The organism is Lelliottia sp. EB106-05-01-XG201 (assembly GCF_058791735.1).
In genome coordinates this window covers 1,658,122-1,677,223 of sequence record NZ_JBYTDV010000001.1, presented here as the reverse complement: position 1 = coordinate 1,677,223, position 19,102 = coordinate 1,658,122, and the positions used below count along the sequence as shown (strand labels likewise).

12 protein-coding genes are annotated in these 19,102 nt (G+C 56.9%); 8 read left to right on the top strand and 4 right to left on the bottom strand.

Annotated elements, in window-relative coordinates:
- Positions 1–55 precede the first annotated feature (55 nt).
- Genes AC3WS9_RS07785 through baeR form a run of 6 tightly spaced genes read left to right on the top strand, consistent with a single transcriptional unit; the run spans position 56 to position 11,039 of the window.
- Positions 56–1,303 carry an MdtA/MuxA family multidrug efflux RND transporter periplasmic adaptor subunit gene (locus tag AC3WS9_RS07785; protein WP_492487633.1) on the top strand — a complete coding sequence of 416 codons (1,248 nt, stop codon included), beginning with the start codon at positions 56–58 and terminating at the stop codon, positions 1,301–1,303.
- Positions 1,303–4,425: an MdtB/MuxB family multidrug efflux RND transporter permease subunit gene (locus tag AC3WS9_RS07780; protein WP_492487632.1), complete on the top strand. Its 3,123-nt coding sequence runs from the start codon at positions 1,303–1,305 to the stop codon at positions 4,423–4,425. The genes AC3WS9_RS07785 and AC3WS9_RS07780 overlap by 1 nt, the downstream gene beginning before the upstream one ends.
- Complete coding sequence (gene mdtC / locus AC3WS9_RS07775; RefSeq protein WP_492487630.1) at positions 4,426–7,512, top strand: multidrug efflux RND transporter permease subunit MdtC; 3,087 nt, start codon at positions 4,426–4,428, stop codon at positions 7,510–7,512.
- A complete protein-coding gene (locus tag AC3WS9_RS07770; protein WP_282495031.1) occupies positions 7,505–8,920 on the top strand; it encodes an MFS transporter in 1,416 nt (471 codons plus the stop codon). The genes mdtC and AC3WS9_RS07770 overlap by 8 nt, the downstream gene beginning before the upstream one ends.
- Complete coding sequence (baeS, locus tag AC3WS9_RS07765; protein WP_285158728.1) at positions 8,917–10,320, top strand: envelope stress sensor histidine kinase BaeS; 1,404 nt, start codon at positions 8,917–8,919, stop codon at positions 10,318–10,320. Before AC3WS9_RS07770 ends, baeS begins: the two co-directional genes overlap by 4 nt.
- Positions 10,317–11,039, top strand: coding sequence for an envelope stress response regulator BaeR (gene baeR / locus AC3WS9_RS07760; protein ID WP_100779592.1), 723 nt, complete (start codon positions 10,317–10,319; stop codon positions 11,037–11,039). The genes baeS and baeR overlap by 4 nt, the downstream gene beginning before the upstream one ends.
- A gap of 83 nt (positions 11,040–11,122) precedes the next feature.
- Here baeR and AC3WS9_RS07755 read toward each other — a convergent pair whose 3' ends face one another.
- The 4 genes from AC3WS9_RS07755 to AC3WS9_RS07740 form a co-directional block, all read right to left on the bottom strand.
- Positions 11,123–12,280, bottom strand: a complete 1,158-nt coding sequence (locus tag AC3WS9_RS07755) for a DDE-type integrase/transposase/recombinase (protein WP_492487627.1) — start codon at positions 12,278–12,280, stop codon at positions 11,123–11,125.
- Between the two features lie 107 nt (positions 12,281–12,387).
- Complete coding sequence (locus tag AC3WS9_RS07750; protein WP_492487625.1) at positions 12,388–13,494, bottom strand: Ig-like domain-containing protein; 1,107 nt, start codon at positions 13,492–13,494, stop codon at positions 12,388–12,390.
- A 51-nt stretch (positions 13,495–13,545) separates the two neighbouring features.
- Positions 13,546–14,439, bottom strand: a complete 894-nt coding sequence (locus AC3WS9_RS07745; protein WP_492487623.1) for a SinI family autotransporter-associated protein — start codon at positions 14,437–14,439, stop codon at positions 13,546–13,548.
- Positions 14,440–14,492: 53 nt separating this feature from the next.
- Positions 14,493–16,739, bottom strand: coding sequence for an inverse autotransporter beta domain-containing protein (locus tag AC3WS9_RS07740; RefSeq protein ID WP_492487622.1), 2,247 nt, complete (start codon positions 16,737–16,739; stop codon positions 14,493–14,495).
- Positions 16,740–17,016: 277 nt separating this feature from the next.
- Here AC3WS9_RS07740 and AC3WS9_RS07735 point away from each other — a divergent pair, with 277 nt between their 5' ends.
- Both AC3WS9_RS07735 and trhP read left to right on the top strand, forming a co-directional pair.
- Positions 17,017–17,349, top strand: coding sequence for a YegP family protein (locus AC3WS9_RS07735; protein WP_282495036.1), 333 nt, complete (start codon positions 17,017–17,019; stop codon positions 17,347–17,349).
- Between the two features lie 154 nt (positions 17,350–17,503).
- Positions 17,504–18,865, top strand: coding sequence for a prephenate-dependent tRNA uridine(34) hydroxylase TrhP (gene trhP, locus AC3WS9_RS07730; RefSeq protein ID WP_285144088.1), 1,362 nt, complete (start codon positions 17,504–17,506; stop codon positions 18,863–18,865).
- Positions 18,866–19,102 lie beyond the last annotated feature (237 nt).

The window sequence follows — 19,102 nt, the reverse complement described above, 5'->3', positions numbered from 1 at the left end:
GCCTGACTAAACTAGTATCATTCCCCGAAGTGTTTCAGGAAGAGAACGTATAACGATGAAAGGCAGCAACAAATCCCGCTGGGCAATCGCCGTCGGTATCATTGTGGTGGCGCTTGCCGCCGCGTGGTACTGGCATAATCAATCGGCGCAGACCGCCGCTCCGGCAGGTGCTAACAGCCAGGCACAGCGCCCTGCGGGCGGGGGACGCCACGGTATGCGCGGCGGCGCGCTGGCGCCTGTTCAGGCCGCAACTGCGGTCAGCAAATCAGTTCCTCGTTATCTCACCGGGCTCGGCACCGTCACCGCCGCGAATACTGTCACCGTGCGCAGCCGCGTCGACGGACAGCTAATGGCGATCCACTTCCAGGAAGGCCAGCAGGTCAAAGCCGGCGATCTGCTGGCAGAAATCGATCCGAGCCAGTTCAAAGTAGCGCTCGCACAGGCCCAGGGCCAGCTCGCCAAAGACAAAGCGACGCTTGCCAACGCCCAGCGCGATCTGGCGCGTTATCAGCAGCTGGTGAAAACCAATCTCGTCTCCCGCCAGGAGCTGGACACCCAGCAGTCGCTGGTGAGTGAAGCTCAGGGCACCATCAAGGCCGATGAAGCCGCCGTTGCCAGCGCGCAGCTGCAGCTCGACTGGAGCCGCATCACCGCGCCGATTGACGGGCGCGTCGGCCTGAAACAGGTCGATATCGGCAACCAGATCTCCAGCGGCGACACCACCGGCATTGTGGTCCTCACCCAGACGCACCCGATTGATCTGGTTTTCACTCTGCCAGAAAGCGAAATTGCCACCGTGGTTCAGGCGCAAAAGAACGGCCAGAAACTGGCGGTCGAAGCCTGGGATCGCGCCAACAAATCCAAACTGAGCGACGGCCAGCTTCTGAGCCTCGATAACCAGATTGACGCCACCACCGGCACCATCAAGCTGAAAGCACGCTTTAACAATCAGGACGACGCTCTGTTCCCCAACCAGTTTGTCAACGCACGCATGCTGGTCGCCACCGAAGAGAACGCGGTGGTGATCCCGACCGCCGCGCTGCAGATGGGTAACGAAGGCAACTTCGTTTGGGTGCTGAACAGCGACAACAAAGTCAGCAAACATCTGGTGAAACCGGGTATTCAGGACAGCCAGACGGTGGTCATCACCGCCGGTCTCTCCGCAGGCGATCGCGTGGTCACGGACGGGATTGACCGTCTGACCGAAGGGGCCAAAGTCGAAGTGGTCGAAGCCCACAGCGACACCGCCACCAGCGCTAAACCGGCGAAACGTGAACACCCGAAACAGGGAGCGGCTTCCTGATGCAGGTGTTGCCCCCAAGCTCCACAGGTGGGCCATCACGCCTGTTCATCATGCGCCCCGTCGCCACCACCCTGTTGATGGTGGCGATCCTGCTGGCAGGGATTATCGGCTATCGTTTTCTGCCCGTGTCGGCGCTGCCGGAAGTGGATTATCCGACCATTCAGGTTGTCACTCTGTACCCCGGTGCCAGTCCGGATGTGGTGACGTCGGCGATCACCGCCCCGCTGGAGCGTCAGTTTGGCCAGATGTCGGGCCTGAAGCAGATGTCGTCCCAAAGCTCCGGCGGCGCATCGGTGGTGACGCTACAGTTCCAGCTCACGCTGCCCCTCGACGTGGCCGAGCAGGAAGTGCAGGCCGCGATTAACGCCGCCACTAACCTGCTGCCCTCGGATCTGCCTAACCCGCCGGTTTACAGCAAAGTAAACCCGGCGGATCCGCCGATCATGACCCTCGCCGTCACCTCCTCCGCCATGCCGATGACCCAGGTCGAAGATATGGTGGAAACGCGCGTGGCGCAGAAGATTTCGCAGGTCTCCGGCGTCGGGCTGGTGACGCTCTCCGGCGGCCAGCGTCCTGCCGTGCGGGTGAAGCTCAACGCCCAGGCGATTGCCGCCCTCGGCTTAACCAGCGAAAACATTCGCACCGCCATCAGCAACGCCAACGTCAACTCGGCGAAGGGTTCGCTGGACGGTCCGGCGCGGGCGGTCACGCTCTCGGCAAACGATCAGATGCAGTCCGCCGACGAATATCGCCAGCTGATTGTGGCGTATCAGAACGGTGCGCCGATTCGCCTCGGCGATGTCGCCACGGTCGAACAAGGCGCAGAAAACAGCTGGCTTGGCGCGTGGGCTAACAAGCAGCAGGCGATCGTGATGAACGTCCAGCGCCAGCCGGGCGCGAACATTATCGACACCGCCGACAGCATCCGCACCATGCTCCCGCAGCTCATCGAGACCCTGCCGAAGTCGGTTAGCGTGAAAGTGCTGTCCGATCGCACCACCAATATTCGCGCCTCCGTCAGCGATACTCAGTTCGAGCTGATGCTGGCGATTGCGCTGGTGGTGATGATTATTTACGTCTTCCTGCGCAACGTCCCGGCGACCATTATCCCTGCCGTCGCCGTTCCGCTCTCGCTGGTCGGCACCTTCGCGGTGATGGTGTTCCTCGATTTCTCGATCAATAACCTGACGCTGATGGCTCTCACCATCGCCACCGGGTTTGTGGTCGATGACGCCATCGTGGTGATCGAGAACATCTCGCGCTATATCGAAAAAGGCGAGAAGCCGCTGGCCGCCGCGCTGAAAGGCGCAGGCGAGATCGGCTTTACCATTATCTCCCTCACCTTCTCGCTGATTGCGGTGCTGATCCCGCTGCTGTTTATGGGCGATATCGTGGGCCGGTTGTTCCGCGAATTTGCCGTCACCCTGGCGGTGGCGATCCTGATCTCCGCCGTGGTGTCGCTAACGCTGACGCCGATGATGTGCGCCCGCATGCTGAGCGCGGAATCTTTGCGCAAGCAAAACCGTTTTTCTCGCGCCTCTGAGCGCCTGTTTGAACGCGTGATTGCCGCCTATGGTCGTCTGCTGGCGAAAGTGCTGAATCACCCGTGGGCGACGCTGAGCGTGGCGCTGGGTACCCTGGCGTTGAGCGTGCTGCTGTGGGTGATGATCCCGAAAGGCTTCTTCCCGATTCAGGATAACGGCATTATCCAGGGGACGCTGCAGTCCCCGCAGTCCGTGTCCTTTGCCAGCATGGCCCAGCGCCAGCAGCAGGTGTCGGATGTGATCATGAAAGACCCGGCGGTGGAGAGCCTGACCTCGTTTGTTGGCGTGGACGGCACCAATCCATCGCTCAACAGCGCCCGCCTGCAGATCAACCTCAAACCGCTGGATGAGCGCGACGATCGCGTGAACGCAGTGATCGAGCGCCTGCAAAACGCGGTGGCGAAAGTGCCTGGCGTCGAGCTGTACCTCCAGCCGACGCAGGATTTGACCATCGACACCACCGTGAGCCGCACTCAGTACCAGTTCACCCTGCAGGCCAACAGCCTCGAGGCGCTCAGCACCTGGGTTCCACAGCTGGTGAGTAAACTCCAGGAACTGCCGCAGCTGTCGGACGTGAGCAGCGACTGGCAGGATCAGGGGCTGGCAGCGTACGTGAACGTCAACCGCGACACCGCCAGCCGTCTCGGCATTACCATGGCCGATGTCGATAACGCCCTGTATAACGCCTTCGGCCAGCGCCTGATCTCCACCATTTACACCCAGGCCAACCAGTATCGCGTGGTGCTGGAGCACAACACCGAGCAGACGCCGGGCCTGGCGGCGCTGGATTCGATTCGCCTGACCAGCAAAGACGGCGGGATTGTGCCGCTCAGCGCCATTGCGAGCGTCGAACAGCGCTTCACGCCGCTCTCCATCAACCACCTCGATCAGTTCCCGTCGACGACGATTTCGTTTAACGTGCCGGACGATTATTCCCTCGGCGAGGCGGTGGAATCGATTCTGAACGCTGAGAAAACCCTCAACTTCCCGACCGATATCCAGACCCAGTTCCAGGGCAGCACTTTGGCGTTCCAGGCCGCGCTCGGGAATACCATCTGGCTTATCGTCGCCGCCGTGGTGGCGATGTATATCGTGCTCGGCGTGCTGTACGAAAGTTTTATCCACCCGGTCACCATCCTCTCTACCCTGCCGACGGCGGGCGTGGGGGCGCTGCTGGCGCTGATGCTCTCGGGCAGCGAGCTGGATGTGATTGCGATTATCGGCATCATTTTGCTGATCGGGATCGTCAAGAAAAACGCCATCATGATGATCGACTTTGCCCTCGCCGCCGAGCGCGAACAGGGCATGGCTCCGCGCGACGCCATATTCCAGGCCTGTCTGCTGCGTTTTCGCCCGATCCTGATGACCACCATGGCCGCCCTGCTCGGCGCGCTGCCGCTAATGCTCAGTACCGGCGTCGGCGCGGAGCTGCGCCGTCCGCTGGGGATCGGCATGGTTGGCGGCCTGCTGGTGAGCCAGGTGTTAACCCTGTTTACCACGCCGGTGATTTATCTGCTGTTTGATAATCTGGCGCTGAAACTCAAGGCGCGCTTCCCGAAACGTGAAGAGGAGGCGTAAGTGAAGTTTTTCGCCCTCTTCATTTACCGCCCGGTGGCGACGATTCTGATTTCGCTCGCCATCACCCTGTGCGGCGTGCTCGGCTTCCGGCTGCTGCCGGTGGCCCCGCTGCCGCAGGTGGATTTCCCGGTGATCATGGTCAGCGCCTCGCTGCCCGGCGCGTCGCCAGAGACCATGGCGTCGTCGGTGGCGACACCGCTGGAGCGCTCCCTGGGGCGCATTGCAGGCGTCAGCGAAATGACCTCCAGCAGTTCGCTCGGCAGCACGCGCATCATTCTTGAATTCAACTTTGACCGCGATATCAACGGTGCGGCCCGCGACGTGCAGGCGGCGATCAACGCCGCGCAAAGCCTTCTGCCAAGCGGAATGCCGAGCCGTCCGACCTATCGCAAAGCCAACCCGTCCGACGCGCCAATCATGATTTTGACGCTCACCTCGGACACCTATTCCCAGGGCGAGCTGTACGACTTTGCCTCGACGCAGCTGGCGCAGACTATCGCCCAGATCGACGGCGTCGGTGACGTGGACGTCGGCGGCAGCTCCCTGCCCGCCGTGCGCGTGGGGCTGAACCCCGAAGCGCTGTTTAATCAGGGCGTATCGCTCGACGACGTGCGGACGGCCATCAGCAATGCCAACGTGCGCAGGCCGCAGGGGGCCATCGAAGACATCAGCCGTCGCTGGCAGATCCAGACTAACGACGAGCTCAAAACCGCAGCCGAATATCAGCCGCTGATCATCCACTACAACAACGGCGCGGCGGTGCGTTTAAGCGATGTCGCCAGCGTCACCGACTCGGTGCAGGACGTGCGTAACGCCGGGATGACCAACGCCAAACCGGCCATTTTGCTGATGATCCGCAAGCTGCCGGAAGCCAATATCATTCAGACGGTGAACAGCATCCGCGAGCGTCTGCCGGAACTGCAGGAGACGATCCCGGCGGCGATTGATCTGCAAATCGCCCAGGATCGCTCCCCGACCATTCGCGCATCGCTGGAGGAGGTCGAGCAGACGCTGATTATCTCCGTCGGGCTGGTGATCCTCGTGGTGTTCCTGTTCCTGCGCTCCGGCCGTGCGACGCTGATCCCCGCCGTGGCGGTGCCCGTGTCGCTGATCGGCACCTTTGCCGCCATGTACCTGTGCGGGTTTAGCCTTAACAACCTGTCGCTGATGGCCCTGACCATCGCCACCGGCTTTGTGGTCGATGACGCCATCGTGGTGCTGGAAAATATCTCGCGCCATCTGGAAGCGGGAATGAAGCCGCTCCAGGCGGCGCTTCAGGGGACGCGCGAAGTCGGTTTTACGGTGCTTTCCATGAGCCTGTCGCTGGTGGCGGTGTTCCTGCCGCTGCTGCTGATGGGCGGATTGCCGGGGCGGCTATTGCGCGAATTCGCCGTCACGCTCTCTGTCGCCATCGGCATATCGCTGGTGATCTCCCTGACGCTAACGCCGATGATGTGCGGCTGGATGCTTAAGCGCAGCAAGCCCCACTCGCAGCCGCGCAAAAAAGGCTTTGGCCGTCTGCTGATAGCCATGCAGGAGGGCTATGGCCGGTCACTGAAATGGGTGCTGAACCACACGCGCATCGTTGGTCTGGTGCTGGTCGGCACCATTGCGCTGAACGTCTGGATGTATATCAGCATTCCGAAAACCTTTTTCCCGGAGCAGGATACGGGCGTGCTGATGGGCGGGATTCAGGCGGACCAGAGCATTTCGTTCCAGGCGATGCGCGTGAAGCTGCAGGATTTCATGAAGATCATTCGTGAAGATCCGGCGGTGGATAACGTCACCGGCTTTACCGGCGGGTCGCGCGTCAACAGCGGGATGATGTTTATCACCCTGAAAGCACGCGGCGAGCGCAACGAGACGGCGCAGCAGGTGATTGACCGCCTGCGCGTGAAGCTCGCCAAAGAGCCGGGGGCGAATCTGTTTTTGATGGCCGTTCAGGATATCCGCGTCGGCGGACGTCAGGCTAACGCCAGCTATCAGTACACGCTGCTGTCGGACGATCTGGCGGCGCTTCGCGAGTGGGAGCCGAAAATCCGTAAAGCGCTGGCGGCACTGCCGGAACTGGCCGACGTGAACTCGGACCAGCAGGACAACGGCGCGGAGATGAACCTGACCTACGATCGCGAAACCATGGCGCGGCTGGGGATTAACGTCGAAGCGGCCAACAGCCTGCTGAATAACGCCTTTGGTCAGCGGCAGATCTCCACCATTTATCAGCCGATGAACCAGTACAAAGTGGTGATGGAAGTCGATCCGCGCTACACCCAGGACATCAGCGCGCTGGATAAGATGTACGTCATCAACAACGACGGCAAATCGATCCCCCTCTCCTACTTCGCCAGCTGGCAGCCCGCCAATGCGCCGCTGTCGGTGAACCATCAGGGGCTGTCGGCGGCGTCGACGGTGTCGTTTAACCTGCCGACCGGGTCGTCACTCTCCGAGGCCAGCGACGCCATCAACCGCGCCATGACTCAGCTCGGCGTGCCGTCCACCGTGCGCGGCAGCTTTGCCGGGACCGCGCAGGTGTTCCAGCAGACGATGAACTCGCAGGTGATTTTGATTCTGGCGGCGATTGCGACGGTCTATATCGTGCTGGGTATTTTGTACGAGAGCTACGTCCATCCGCTGACGATCCTCTCCACCCTGCCGTCAGCGGGCGTTGGCGCGCTGCTGGCGCTGGAGTTGTTTGGAGCGCCCTTTAGCCTAATTGCGCTCATTGGGATCATGCTATTAATAGGGATAGTGAAGAAAAACGCGATCATGATGGTCGACTTTGCGCTCGACGCGCAGCGTAACGGCAATATGTCGCCGCAGGACGCCATTTTCCAGGCCTGCCTGCTGCGCTTCCGCCCGATTATGATGACCACCCTGGCGTCGCTGTTTGGCGCGCTGCCGCTGGTGATTTCCGGCGGCGACGGCTCTGAACTGCGCCAGCCGCTGGGGATCACCATCGTCGGTGGGCTGGTGATGAGCCAGCTGTTGACGCTCTATACGACGCCGGTGGTGTATCTGTTCTTCGACCGTCTGAGGGTGCGTTTTTCACGTCAAAACAGAACGACAGTAAGCGAAACACATGACTGATCTCCCAAGTAACGTCCGCTGGCAGTTATGGATTGTCGCCTTCGGCTTCTTTATGCAGTCGCTGGATACGACCATCGTCAACACCGCCCTCCCCTCGATGGCGAAAAGTCTGGGTGAGAGTCCGCTGCATATGCACATGGTGATTGTCTCCTATGTGCTGACGGTGGCGGTGATGCTGCCCGCCAGCGGCTGGATGGCGGATAAGATTGGGGTGCGCAATATCTTCTTCACCGCCATCGTGCTGTTCACGCTCGGGTCGCTGTTTTGCGCGAAGGCCGACACGCTGAACGAGCTGGTGATGGCGCGGGTGCTGCAGGGCGTCGGCGGCGCGATGATGGTGCCCGTCGGCAGGCTGACGGTAATGAAAATTGTGCCGCGCGAGCAGTATATGGCGGCGATGACCTTCGTCACCTTGCCCGGCCAGGTCGGGCCGTTGCTCGGGCCTGCGCTGGGCGGGATTCTGGTGGAGTACGCCTCCTGGCACTGGATTTTCCTGATCAATCTCCCGGTCGGGATTATCGGTGCCATCGCCACGCTCTCCCTGATGCCAAACTACAAAATGCAGACCCGGCGCTTTGACATCTTCGGCTTTGTGCTGCTGGCGGCGGGGATGGCGACGCTGACGCTGGCCCTCGACGGGCAAAAAGGGCTGGGGATTTCGCCCCTGACGCTGGGCTTGCTCATTGCCATCGGCGTGCTGTCTATTCTCTGGTATCTGTGGCACGCCAGGGATAACGACCAGGCGCTGTTCAGCTTGTCCCTGTTTCGCAATCACACCTTCCGCCTCGGGCTGTTCGGCAGCTTCGCCGGGCGTCTCGGGAGCGGCATGCTGCCGTTTATGACGCCGGTGTTTCTGCAGATCGGGCTGGGCTTTTCGCCGTTCCACGCCGGGTTGATGATGATTCCGATGGTGCTCGGCAGCATGGGCATGAAACGCATTGTGGTGCAGGTGGTCAACCGCTTCGGCTATCGCCGCGTGCTGGTGGCCGCTACGCTCGGGCTGGCGCTGGTCAGCCTGCTGTTTATGGCCGTCGCGCTGATGGGCTGGTACTACGCCCTGCCGCTGGTGCTGTTCTTCCAGGGGGTGATTAACTCGACGCGCTTCTCGTCGATGAACACCCTGACGCTGAAAGATCTGCCGGATGAACTGGCGAGCAGCGGCAACAGTCTGCTGTCGATGATCATGCAGCTCTCCATGAGCGTCGGCGTTACCGTCGCGGGCCTGCTGCTCGGGATGTACGGCCAGCATCATTTGAGCGTCGATACCAGCGGCGCGCATCAGGTATTCCTCTACACCTATCTCAGCATGGCGGTGATTATCGCCCTGCCCGCCATTATCTTCGCCCGGGTCCCGGATGATACCAGCAAGAACGTCGTCATCAGCCGACGCAAAAGGAGTGAGTCATGAAATTCTGGCGTCCCGGCATCACAGGAAAGCTGTTTCTGGCGATTTTTGCCACCTGCATCGTGCTGCTTATTACCATGCACTGGGCGGTGCGGGTCAGCTTCGAACGCGGGTTTATCGACTACATTAAGCGCGGGAACGAACAGCGATTGCAGGGCCTGAGCGACGCGCTGGCCGATCAGTATGCTCTGCACGGCAACTGGCGTTTCCTGCGCAACAACGACCGCTTTGTATTCCAGATCCTCAAGTCCCTTGAGCACGATAACGACGACGATCGTCCGGGGCCGGGCATGCCGCCGCACGGCTGGCGCACTCAGTTCTGGGTGGTCGATCAGGATAAATACGTGCTGGTCGGCCCGCGCGCGCCGGTACCTCCGGACGGGACCAGGCGGGCCATCACGTTTAACGGCGCCACTGTCGGGTGGGTCATCGCCTCGCCCGTCGAGCGCCTGACGCGCAACACGGATATTAACTTCGATCGCCAGCAGCGACAGACCAGCTGGATGATTGTCGCCCTGTCGACTCTGCTTGCCGCGCTGGCGACCTTCCCGCTGGCGCGCGGCCTGCTGGCTCCCGTCAAACGGCTGGTCGAAGGGACGCATAAGCTGGCAGCAGGCGACTTTTCCACCCGCGTGGATACCCGCAGCCAGGACGAGCTGGGCAAACTGGCGCAGGACTTTAACCAGCTCGCCAGCACCCTTGAGAAAAACCAGCAGATGCGCCGGGACTTCATGGCCGATATTTCCCACGAGCTGCGCACGCCGCTGGCGGTATTGCGCGGTGAGCTGGAGGCGATTCAGGATGGCGTGCGCCAGTTTACGCCGGAGTCCGTCACTTCGCTGCAAGCGGAAGTGGGTACGCTCACCAAGCTGGTGGACGATCTGCATCAGCTGTCGATGTCCGACGAAGGAGCGCTGGCATATCAAAAAGCCCCGGTCGATGTGATCAATATTCTTGAGGTGGTCAGCGGCGCATTCCGCGAACGCTTCGCCAGTCGAAATCTGAAAATTGAACTGTCCCTGCCGGACAGCGCCGTGGTCTTCGGCGACCCGGATCGCCTGATGCAGCTCTTCAACAATCTGCTGGAAAACAGCCTGCGTTATACGGACGGCGGCGGCGCGCTACGCATTTCGGGCCGGGCGGAAGACGGGCGTTTCGCCCTGACCTTTGCCGATTCCGCACCGGGCGTGCAGGACGGTCAGCTGGAAAAACTGTTCGAGCGCTTTTACCGCACCGAAGGCTCGCGCAACCGCGCCAGCGGCGGCTCGGGCTTAGGGCTGGCGATTTGCGTTAACATCGTCGAGGCGCACGGCGGCACCATCCGCGCCGCCCATTCGCCTTTTGGCGGGGTTAGCATTACAGTAGAGCTACCGCTGGAACGCGACTTATCGAGAGAAGTATGACTGAGTTACCCATTGACGAAAACACGCCACGTATTCTGATCGTGGAGGACGAGCCTAAGCTTGGGCAGTTATTGATCGACTATTTACGCGCGGCAAGCTATGCCCCTACGCTGATTAACCACGGCGATCAGGTGCTGCCGTACGTGCGCCAGACGCCGCCGCATCTGATCCTCCTGGATCTGATGCTGCCCGGCACCGACGGTTTAACCCTGTGCCGCGAAATCCGCCGTTTTTCCGACGTACCGATCGTGATGGTAACGGCCAAAATCGAGGAGATCGACCGCCTGCTGGGGCTGGAGATCGGTGCCGATGATTACATCTGCAAACCTTACAGCCCGCGTGAAGTGGTCGCCCGTGTGAAAACCATTCTGCGCCGCTGCCGTCCGCAGCGAGAACTCCAGGTGCTGGACGCCGAAAGCCCGCTGATTGTCGATGAAAGCCGTTTCCAGGCGAGCTGGCGCAGCAAACTGCTGGACCTGACGCCAGCGGAATTCCGTCTGCTGAAAACCCTGTCTCACGAGCCGGGGAAAGTGTTCTCCCGCGAACAGCTGCTGAATCATCTTTACGACGATTACCGCGTGGTGACGGACCGCACCATCGACAGCCATATCAAGAACCTGCGCCGTAAGCTGGAAGCGCTGGATGCCGATCAGTCGTTTATCCGCGCGGTGTATGGCGTGGGATATCGCTGGGAAGCGGACGCCTGTCGGATTGCATAACTATTGTTTTGTAGGCCGGGTAAGCGCAGTGTATGACCGGATACATAGGTGACAGATCAGACCGGGAACATAGGTAACACTTTCTAGTCTATCCGGACCACACTCTCGGTTTTTCGGTCGTAGTACGCAAGCGTTATTCCATTAAAGATGATGGCCTCCAGGCCATCATCCTGTTCCTGCAGCATAATGCATTCGCCTGTCAGGGCTTCACTCAGGAACACCGTCCCCTTTTTACCCATATACAGTGTGCCCCTCGATTTTACTCTGTAGACCATACCCCCTGTCGGATAAGCGTATTCAGGAACCCTGCCATCCCACTGCCGGCCTGAGGGTTGCCACACCGTTCCGGGCGTTGCGCCCGCCAGGGCTTCATGCGGCCTTTCGTGGTTAAACTCCTCCCGGTAATGGCTGAACCAGCGCTGCTGCTCTTCCATCGTCATGAAGGTATTGCCATGCCGCAGGGCGCTCTTCAGCGAACGGTGCATACGTTCATGACGTCCGTTCTCCTCCGGATGGCCCAGCCGGATACGCTCCGGCCTGACACCCAGCTTTATCAGCCAGACCGCAAGACGGCTTAATCCGGCGATACCCGTCCCGGCGAACGGCTGGCCGTTGTCGGTTCTGAGCACATCCGGGAGCCCGTATTCCAGGAACGCCTCCGTCAGGCACTGTCGAACGAACGGCTCGCTCTCCCGGTCTGTTCCGCGACAGCTCAGGAGGTACCGGCTGTGGTTATCGGTCAGGGTGAAGGGATGGCAATACTCCCTGCTCAGCAGTCTGAACTTGCCTTTAAAATCAGCGCTCCAGACCTGATTGTTTTCACTGACCCTGGTCAGCGGCTGACGATTTCCCGGTGTCCTGCGCTTACGTTTTTTATCCGGTACGAGGCCCTCGCGTTTGAGGATATCGCCGATGGTGCTGGCCGCGGGCACGGTAAAATCGACAGCGTGATTGAGACACCACATCCGCAGTTTTTTAGGCCCCCAGTCCGGATGTTTTTGCCGTAATGCCGTCAGATAACCGGCGATGTCATCCGGGACAGAGCGGGACGAGGAGTGGGGTGCCCGCGAGCGGTCAAAGAGCGAGGAAGGGTCAGAAGGTTCAAAGCGCTGAAGCCACTTGTAGCCGGTTTTGCGGCTGATGCCGAAGAGACGGCAAAGGGCAGAAAAGGAGTCCGCGCCTGCATGGCAGGCACGGATAAATTCAAGGCGTTGCATAGGTCGGGTCTCAGTCCAGGGCATAGTGAGTCTCCTCTTCTATGCCAGTTATAACTGTTACCCATGTATCCGGTCTAAAGTGTTACCCATGTTTCCGGTTCATACCGCAGCGCCACCCGGCTGACCTTCCTTTACGGCATGATACAGGCCACGCCTTCCGTCTTATCAGACGTATTCGACGTGATACGCCCCGTTGCGGTGTACATGTAGTAATAGGCATCCTCATCGGCAATCGCCTCTTCAGATGACCAGTACACCGTACCCGCGTGGGTGACATCATCCAGGCTGCTGCCCCACTCCTGCCACAGCGCCCCGCTCGGTACTTCGCGTTTGCCCTGCGCTGAAGACAAATCGTCATTGACGGGCAGGCGATAACCTTGATTCTCACACCAGGCTTTAGCGTCAGACCAGTTCATTTTGGTCTTTTCGCTAAAGACGAAGAATTTCTGCGGATTAAAAATAATGGAGGTCTTGATCTCATTATGGCGAGCCGTGATTTTGAACGGCCCTTTCGCATGGATAGTGACAAGTCCCGAATCACTCACCTCGGCAATCGCGGAATTACTGGTTGTCCATTCCAGCTGGTCCGCCTCGTTATCGGTTTCGAGCTGTATCTGCGCACCCGCAAAGGCGGTCTGCAGTTTTTTATCTGCCGTCACATAGTACGCGGCTTCATGATTTAATGGCGCAACAATATAGCTGATAATATTCATGGCATGCGGGTTAACGGGGCCGGAAGGAATATTATCTTCAACGTCGTAGTTGCTAATATCTTTTATCGAAAGGGTATTATTGGCGCGAGGAATACCCGTGGTAGTTGTGGGGGTAATATTGACACCAATGGTGCAACCTTTATCGTCAGGAAGAATATCGTAATGATCGACTCCGCTGGCCAACACATGTTGTTTGTTATTTATATCAGTGCAAACCCATTCCACCGTGGGCAGCGTCGCCTCCTGGTCTCCCTCTGCATCCATCACTTTCCATAATAATTCTATGGAATCACTAATATCCAGTTCGTCATCATCATCCACAACAACGTTTTTTCGATGAAAACTCACTTTCCCCGGTTCATTTTTGTCATTGTAAATAACAGGGGGTGTTCCATTAATAATTCCGGCGCTCGCCGTCAGATCCGTGGCACTTGCCCGACCCAAATTGAGTAATACAATGAGCATCACCACCTGGCTGTGAATAAATTTTATTTTCATCATTTTACCACGCAATGAGTCTGTCATGATTTTATTATGTCCTGAGCGCCGAAGCGCTCAGGACATGACGGTTGCCGATTATTTGCGTTTGGTCGATTTCAGAACCGCTTTGACTTTCGCCGTATAATCCACTTTCAGGCCATAGCCCTGGACACCGTCCGCTCCGGCAGATGCGAAGATAGATTTCGCGCTGGCGTTGGTTTCCGGGATCGACAGATCTTTGTTGTCCGTGCTGCTGACAGCATAACCGCCCGCGGTGCCTGTCGTCGCACTGGTGCCGTCGAAGACCCACTTGTAGTTGTAGTTGCTGGATGCATCAAGCTCATCCGCATCCATGACGTTGTTATTGTTCGCGTCATACCAGATTTTGAACTGGTAGGTATGGCCGACGAGCAGCTGGCTGTTCGCTTTACCAATCAGGTTAACCGTTGGCGCTGCGGAATCGACAATCATGACGCCGATATTACCGCCGACAATTGGGCCGTCTGGAATATTATCGGTTGAATCATTCACACTAATATCATTGATGGTGATCGTCTGACCTTTGTTTGGCGTACCGGTAGAGGTTTGCTCGGTGATTTCTGCACCCAGATAACGCCCGGCATCTGTCGCCGCAATGGTATAGCTCTCCTTACCATCGTTAGTTAATGCAATCTTATTAGCACCATGTCCGTCCGTTGACGTAAACCATTTAATAGAGGTTTTACTGCTGTCGGTATCGCCCTCTTTATCCGTAAAGAGATAGCTCAGCGTAATTTTATCACCCGGCGACATCGCGGCAGTGGAGCCACTTTCGTGTCCGTTATTAAAAGTGACGCTGTGATCGACAGCTCCGGTACCCGAGCCTTTTAAAACGGGCAAGGTACCTATTAATTGCCCCGCCGAGTCTGTAACTTCCGCTAAGGCCATATGTGCGCAGCCCGCAAACAGCACGCTGGCAATAAGTGTTTTGTTAAAGGTTTTCATTTTCATTAAAACTCACATAATTAAGATATATTTAATTCACACTGATATAACAAGATTATTTACTTAAAGTTAGCCTGGACAAACTGCATTCCTTCCGTTGTCAGCTTGTAATCCACTCTTAATTGATATCCCTGGACGCCATTAACACCGGCGGCAGGGAAAATAGCTTTTGCTTCTGCGTTGGTGACCGGAATGGAAATATCCTGGTTATCGGTATTACTGGCAGCATATCCACCCGGCATTCCGTTGGTGCTTTTGCCATCAAATAACCATCGATAGTGAGTCACCTCCGTCAGCGGTCGAAGATCGGTGCTCGACACCGTTTGTAGATCAGAGGCATCCCATTGGCCGTTTTTATTGCTGTCCCAGGCCAGAATAAAACGGTACTGATGACCCAGGGCTAATTTGTTCGATTTAATCCCAATTAAATTGATTGTCGGATTCTGGGTATCGACAATCGCGGCAACGATATACTGCGAGCTGTCGCTAAAATCCACGAGCACGGGGTTGGTTTTCTGGCCATCTTCGTCTTGCTGCGTGGCAACGAAGGCATAGATCCCGCTCCGGGTGCTCGAAACAACGGCTTTCCCGTTACTGGATCCTGAAACAAAGAACAGGCATTTTTGCTCGTTATCACACTCTTTTTTCGATTTGTGGATAGGCACTTCATGGGCGTGATCCCTGTCCTTCACTTCATAGGCGTGAAATGTCATGTCCAGGTTTTCCGGGGCAACCGGCGTTGTTTCACCGTGCACGCCCGCCGCTTTCGCGCCGTAGCTTTTCAGGTTGACCGGCGTAATTCCGTTTGCAGGAGCCTTGACCGCTTTTTTCTCCCCGTCTTCATCATCAATGACCAGTTGATAATTTGTCGGCGCCTCTGCCACCAGGATATTCACCGCGTTTGACTGGCGGGTGTGCCCCTTTTCATCCACCAGCGTCACCGCCAGACGATACTTATTCGCGTTGCTGTCCGGGGAATCCACCCACGCCGGGAAGGTTAAGGTCCAGTGGTTATCCTTGCCGGTCGCGATATTAGTTGATGGCGATAAGGCTGGCAGAGCCAGCGCCTTTTCAGGGCTGAAGTTGCCCATCGGCACCCAGTGCGCACTTTGTATTTTAAGATGCGAAGTAATGTCCGCATTCACCGTCCAGTGGCAACCCTCGTAGGCCTGAGCGGTATCCGGCGCGTCGGTAAGAATGCAGGGGGCTGCGGTGTTGGTCGGAGCCAGGAAAATGCCGACATCCAGATCGTTCTTCTCCCTATATTCAAGGACAATGTCGTTATTACGATCGACAAAATCCATCCGGCTACCGGCGAGTGTCCGCATCTGCGCCACTTCGGCGCCATCAAGTTGCTTTGAGAGCGAAACGTTGATGCGGTAATCGATATCCAGATTGACCGTCACTTCGCTTTTTTCTGACTGATCGGTTTTGTAGCCAGCCTTGAGCGTAATCAAAGGCACGGGAGTGTAGTCGACGCCCAGCGTGACGGCTGAGGGGTCTTCCTGCAGATCGTCAGTACCGAACAAGGCTACCTGGTCCCCATAGTACTTCTCGTACACTATCGAGCCGCCGAGCTGCGGATAAGCAGGAAGATAAGTTTGAACGCGCGCATCCCACCCGCGCGCCGGGCGCTCCTGGTAATCATCGAGGTCCGGAGAGTCTTTCCAGGAAGAGAGCGGTAAATAGTAGTTGCCGCTTAATTTGAGATAATTGGTCCACGCCTCGGTGCCAATACCCAGACGTTTATGCCCGCGGGTAATATCGTGATCGTAAAAAGCATTGGTGCCCAGCATCCAGTCTTTACTGACATTATGGCGAACGCCCGTGCCTATATTAGCAATGGTACGCCCATCTTTATTATGAACTGAGAATTGACTGAATAGTAAATCACTTTCCCCGTTATACCAGGGAACTAAATAATCCAGTGAAGAACCATCGAGATTTCCTTTATCATCTATGGCTATATTTGTAGCAACATGGCCATAAGGTGATAACAAATTGTCTATTTGCGATTGAGCTGCGCCGGTAACGACACCTTTACCGTATTGATAAAACTCTGATTTCATCCCTTCAGGCGTCAGATTTTGAAACCTCTGCTGCGCCTCACTTACAGCAATATCGGATACTTTTTTTTCAATGTTTTTTTCATTGTCCCCGGTATCTCCATCTGATTTATCAGTACTATTTTTTTGCATAGCGGAATCACTCCCAAGATCAGGGAGATTTATATTCTCTGCCGCAGAAGAAATGCCAAATGACAGCATAAAGCAAAATAAAGCCAGAAGGATATATACAGGAAGCATAAATTAATGTTTCATAATATTATATAAGTAAAAACTCAAACACGTTCATAAAGCGTACATTTATTATGCAATTCCAATCATTAATTATCAATATTAAACAAAGCCGAGAGTTATTATTTAATAATTAAGTTGTTTTAATATATCTAAATACGCGCCGGTTAATATGTAAACGACATGTTTTCAGCCACTGGCAACTCCCTGAGAATCACCCATACTTTCAACGGCATCCTCCGATGTGACTTCCTGTTTGATAAACACTTTTGATCAAGGAGTTCTTATGGCTGGTTGGTTCGAACTAAGCAAAAGCAGTGACGGGCAGTTCAGGTTTGTTCTGAAAGCGGGGAACGGTGAAATTATCCTCACCAGTGAGCTGTACACCACCAGGGCTTCAGCAGAAAACGGTATTGCCTCTGTGCGTACCAACAGCCCGCACGACGAGCGCTATGAGAAAAAAACCTCGGCTAACGGCAAATATCACTTCAACCTGAAAGCGGCAAACCACCAGGTGATTGGCTCAAGCCAGCTGTATGCGTCCGAGCAAACGCGGGAAACCGGCATCGCCTCGGTGAAAAATAACGGGTCAAGCCAGACGCTGAAAGACCTCACCTAATCCGATTACCTCCGCCGGGCTGGCCCCGCGGCCACCCGGCGCTTTACCTCCCTCCCCCGCAGCGCTACAATGCCCGCCCTTAAAGTACGGGATCTCCCCTTACCGCTGCACCTGGTGTACGCGGATCTGACCTGTCATCAGAACGAGAACAAACATGTTTAAACCAGAACTCCTTTCCCCGGCGGGAACGCTGCAGAATATGCGTTACGCTTTCGCTTATGGTGCCGATGCAGTGTATGCGGGCCAGCCGCGTTACTCGCTGCGCGTGCGTAATAATGAATTCAACCACGAGAATTTGCAGCTCGGCATCAACGAAGCGCATGCCCTGGGCAAAAAATTCTACGTGGTCGTGAACATCGCGCCGCACAATGCCAAGCTGAAAACGTTTATTCGCGATCTCAAGCCAGTGGTGGAAATGGGTCCTGATGCGCTGATCATGTCTGACCCGGGTTTGATCATGCTGGTGCGCGAGAACTTCCCGGAGATGGATATTCACCTCTCCGTGCAGGCGAACGCCGTTAACTGGGCGACGGTCAAATTCTGGAAACAGATGGGGCTGACCCGCGTGATCCTGTCGCGCGAACTGTCGCTGGAAGAAATCGAAGAGATCCGCACTCAGGTGCCGGAAATGGAACTCGAAATCTTCGTTCACGGCGCTCTGTGCATGGCCTACTCTGGCCGCTGCCTGCTCTCTGGCTATATCAACAAACGCGACCCGAACCAGGGCACCTGCACCAACGCCTGCCGCTGGGAATATAACGTCCAGGAAGGCAAAGAAGATGATGTCGGCAACATCGTGCACAAGCACGAGCCAATCCCGGTGAAAACCGTTGAGCCGACGCTGGGCGTGGGCGCCCCGACCGACAGCGTGTTTATGATTGAAGAAGCGAAACGTCCGGGCGAATACATGACCGCCTTCGAAGACGAACACGGCACTTACATCATGAACTCCAAAGACCTGCGTGCGATCGCACACGTCGAGCGTCTGACGCAAATGGGCGTCCACTCCCTGAAGATCGAAGGTCGTACCAAGTCTTACTACTACTGCGCCCGCACCGCGCAGGTGTATCGCAAAGCGATTGATGACGCCGCGGCGGGTAAACCGTTCGACACCACCCTGCTGGAGACCCTCGAAGGTCTGGCGCATCGCGGTTACACCGAAGGCTTCCTGCGCCGTCATACTCATGACGATTACCAGAACTACGAGCACGGCTACTCCATCTCCGAGCGCCAGCAGTTTGTCGGTGATTTCACCGGCGCGCGCAAAGGGCCTCTGGCCGCCGTGGCCGTGAAAAACAAATTCACCAAAGGCGATAGCCTGGAGCTGATGACCCCGCAGGGCAATATCAACTTTACGCTGGAGCATCTGGAAAATGGCAAAGGTGAAGCCATCACCGTTGCCCCTGGCGACGGTCACACCGTGTGGCTGCCGGTGCCGGAAGAAGTGGAGCTGGAATACGCACTGTTGATGCGCAATTTTGCCGGTGAAAGCACCCGTAACCCGCACAACAAGTAGTTGAGCAGGGGTATTTTTTCGGCATGGGATAATTCTTAGAAACGGATCACATACCGCTTCGTTCAATAAGGGTATTATCCCCAGCGCTGAAAAACATAACCCATAAATGCTAGCTGTACCAGGAACCACCTCCTTAGCCTGCGTAATCTCCCTTACGCAGGCTTATTTTTTGCCTTTCATCCTGTTCTTACGCGCTTTTTCCTTCCCTGAGATACACTCTTGATAGAGCTTAAAAGG